This window comes from Bathymodiolus platifrons methanotrophic gill symbiont (assembly GCF_002189065.1).
GTDB lineage: Bacteria > Pseudomonadota > Gammaproteobacteria > Methylococcales > Methylomonadaceae > Methyloprofundus.
Window position 1 is genome coordinate 1 of record NZ_BDMN01000468.1, and the last position, 3302, is coordinate 3302.

Here is a 3302-nt window from a genome sequence, read left to right on the forward strand (position 1 = left end):
TATGCCTGAAGACCAGGAGGTCTGCGCTTTTGATAATTATTGCGACAGAACCTTATGACAACGCATAGGACAACGCATAAATATCAATTTGGCTATTGGTTGAATTAGTGATAATTCGATAGCAACGGAGATCATCTAATGTCACTTCTAAAGACTGCCATTTACTTTTTATATCAGGGATTTGGACACCCTCATCCAAGCATATAGCTTCCAATATACTTTCTTCCGATACAACACCAAAATTCATTCTTGCATCAAATAAGTAGCAGTCATTAAAAACAATGTTGTTTTGATTTCCATCTGGCCACTTAATCACAAAGGTAATAATGTCGTTATTACCAGCATTCGAGCGGTCAATACTAATTGATAGCAACTGAGCATCATGCCACAGCAAAGAGTTAAACTTAGTATCCATATTAGAATCCTGGATCTTTATCACCTGGTCTTGGACTGTAGTGCGTACCCTTACCATTTTTTGTGATAGTGAGAATAATTTGGTCCTTTTTGCCCTGGTATTGTCGGAGGGTCAATGCGCAAAAGTTCTTTGAACTTGCCATTAACTATATCACCATAGTTACCTGATCTATGCGGGTTTTGCACATAGTTATCCGGAATTTTGTATTTAGCGCCCGGAGGAAGTGCCACACCATCTTTTGTTACATGAATAACGCCTTTAGATTTAGAAGCTGTATTCCCTACACCCTTTGCAGCATCAGTAATCCCCCTAAGTTTAGTAATACCTGCTGGTAATCCTGGTACTGCTAGAGCAAATAGGTCGGCACCTAAATCCGTATAACCTGCTGAAACAACATGTTGATTATTGTTAAGATAGCCATAAGAAATTTTACCTATATCATAGATGACATTAGCCGCATCCCATACTGTTTCAACACATTCTCCACTAGGGTCAACAAACTTCAGTGGATTATTATGCGCATAAGCATACATATTCTGAGACTCAGGTACGGACATATAGCCAGAGAAAGGGTCTCTTGATATAAAACGTCCAATTTCAGGATCGTAGTACCGGGCTCTCAGGTAAATTAACCCAGTGTTGCTGTCGGCTTGCTCGCCAGCATACTTAAAATCATTACTGTGGGCTTCCGTACTACTAACTTCTTCGCCAAAACTGCCATATTTATAACGATTACGTGTCTTACCTAAACGGTCTTCTATAGAGGTTACGTTTCCCCCAGGACGGTCATATAAATAGTATTGACTTTTATCTTCCTCAGGTGCGTCCCAGTCATAGGAGGCTGTACGACCCATGCCGTAACTGTATCGGCGTTTTATTTTGTATTTATCATCGGCTTCTAAAACAACTTGAGATAAACCAAAGTTTATATGATTGATATAACGGGTGATAACGCCATTTACAGTTTTAGATACGCGATGACCAGCTCCATTATATAGATAACTGACTTTATTATGGTTGTCCTCATAACTGATTAATAAATTACGACTATTGTATTTGTAATGAGAGGTGTTACTTGGCTCAGTTTTTGTAATCAGGTTACCGCCGTCGTCATACACATAGTCGGTAATACCTTGTGGCGCGGTGGTTTTCAGAAGACGATTGTCACTGCTGTATTCATAAGAAGTAGTGCCGTTATGGTCGGTTTTTCTTAGGCGATTACCTCCCCAATTGTAGCTATAACTCTCTTTTCTTCCGTCTCGCCCCCCTCCTGTATAACTAACTTCAGTGAGACGATTTAAACCGTCGTATTCGTAAGTCGCAGATTCAGTTTCCCCTGGAATTTGGCGGCTGATCTTTGTCTGATTACCATTGCCATCATAGCTATAGGTGGTCGTGGATTTGTTTTCAGAGTCGGCATCGCTTTCTACCACTTGCGTCAATCGTCTCGCGGCATCGTAACTATAGCTGGTAGAACCATTTGAGTCGTAGGAACCGGGTCTATCTGTCAACGCATATCGACCGTGACGAAGTAGTAGTCCTGTCGTTTCATGGTACTCGTAGGAATTATAAACATTAACGTCATAATGGATAATTAACCGCCCATCAAGATTATATGTATAATAAGTATAGATGCCTAAAGGGTCTTTAAGACTGGTTAATTGATTTAGTTCATTGTAATAATAGTTAAACTGTTTAACATCCGGTGGTTTATACGCGATCAGCCTACCTAAGGCATCATATTCGTAACGACTGATTCCTGTGGAATCCTCCATTTTAGTGATACGACCCTCGCTATCGTAGCTGTATTCAACATTATCTCCATCACTGCTGCTGACCTTAATCAGTTGATTCAAGCTATCATAGCTATACTCAATTTTAGCCCCGTTAGCCGTAATGTATTGAGTGACGTTACTGTTAAGATCGTATTGGTACCGTTTTTGTTCAACATTGGCAAAGGCGGATAGGCTGTTAATCATTATTAACAGCAGTAGGGTAGTGCTTGCTGGCAGATGTTTTTTAAAGAAAATAATATTCACTTCGAATCCTGATTGGTTTTTAGACTATAGCATAGGGTGATTTATGGGAGAGCATTAAGCTTTATTGAGGTGAGTTTAGCCTTTCCCGCAACTTTAGCAAGGCTTGGCGCTTAGGGTGTTGGCTGAGTTGTTTTTGATGCCATTCTTTTCGCAGTTGGCGTTGTGTTTGCCAGTGCTCAATTTTTTTTATGTGCTTTTTGGTTAGTTGGTTTGGATTTTCGATTGATGATATTTCTTGTTCAGGTATATTTAAAGGTTCCACTCCTAACTGCCCTTTTAGTTCTAAATCTGGTAGAGATCCTTGAGTATTCAGTGGAGAATATTCTACGGGCTCAATGCCTATCATTTGTGTTGATATGTCTAAGCTTGTAGCTGTTATTAAACTGACTTCATGATTTAAAATTACTTGTTGTTGCGGTGGTTGAGTCATAGGTTCAGGTGAAAAGACAATATCTGGGGTGTGTAATTCTTCTAAGGGCGTTATTTTAAACTTTGATAATGTAGTCTTGTGTTGTACGGAGAGGGGCGGTATGGGTAATTCCACTGCGCTTGTTTCGGGGAATCTTATGTTTTTATATACCACAGTAATCGCACTTATGCTTACCATTACAATGAGGACTGTTCTTAAATAATGCATTGCTTATCTCCATGATTGTGTGAGTATTATCTTATTGCTAGGCTTAATTACTATTTTCAATTGTTCTTTCAGGTGCACCATACTACCTCACAACATTCTGGGACTCCTGTCACCAACATTCATTCGCCTACGCAGCGAATGGGAGATGCCCTGGTCGCCCTGCGTCCGTCTCAACTACGCACAAAACCCTGCTCCGTTAAGACTACCTCAA

At 40.1% G+C, this 3302-nt stretch carries 4 protein-coding genes; 1 reads left to right on the top strand and 3 read right to left on the bottom strand.

Annotated features, from left to right (window positions below; genetic code table 11):
- Nucleotides 1-52 precede the first annotated feature (52 nt).
- The 3 genes from CDZ78_RS19455 to CDZ78_RS19465 all read right to left on the bottom strand — a co-directional run bounded on the left by CDZ78_RS19455 (nt 53) and on the right by CDZ78_RS19465 (nt 3091).
- The gene (locus CDZ78_RS19455) at nt 53-415 is read right to left on the bottom strand and encodes a hypothetical protein (protein ID WP_087871444.1); all 363 of its coding nucleotides are present in this window, start codon (nt 413-415) and stop codon (nt 53-55) included.
- A gap of 50 nt (nt 416-465) precedes the next feature.
- A complete protein-coding gene (locus tag CDZ78_RS23420) occupies nt 466-2394 on the bottom strand; it encodes an RHS repeat domain-containing protein (RefSeq protein ID WP_244559301.1) in 1929 nt (642 codons plus the stop codon).
- Nucleotides 2395-2515: 121 nt separating this feature from the next.
- Nucleotides 2516-3091 carry a hypothetical protein gene (locus tag CDZ78_RS19465; protein ID WP_087871446.1) on the bottom strand — a complete coding sequence of 192 codons (576 nt, stop codon included), beginning with the start codon at nt 3089-3091 and terminating at the stop codon, nt 2516-2518.
- A 15-nt stretch (nt 3092-3106) separates the two neighbouring features.
- On the opposite strand from CDZ78_RS19465, the gene CDZ78_RS22745 reads away from it, so the two are divergent.
- On the top strand, nt 3107-3302 hold a 196-nt coding region (locus tag CDZ78_RS22745; protein ID WP_211200784.1), incomplete at its 3' end, for a hypothetical protein.

Excerpts from the sequence above, each read along its gene's own strand:
- CDZ78_RS19455 (WP_087871444.1), bottom strand. The coding sequence starts at position 415 with ATGGATACTAAGTTTAACTCTTTGCTGTGGCATGATGCTCAGTTGCTA.
- CDZ78_RS23420 (WP_244559301.1), bottom strand. The coding sequence starts at position 2,394 with ATGATTAACAGCCTATCCGCCTTTGCCAATGTTGAACAAAAACGGTAC.
- CDZ78_RS19465 (WP_087871446.1), bottom strand. The coding sequence starts at position 3,091 with ATGCATTATTTAAGAACAGTCCTCATTGTAATGGTAAGCATAAGTGCG.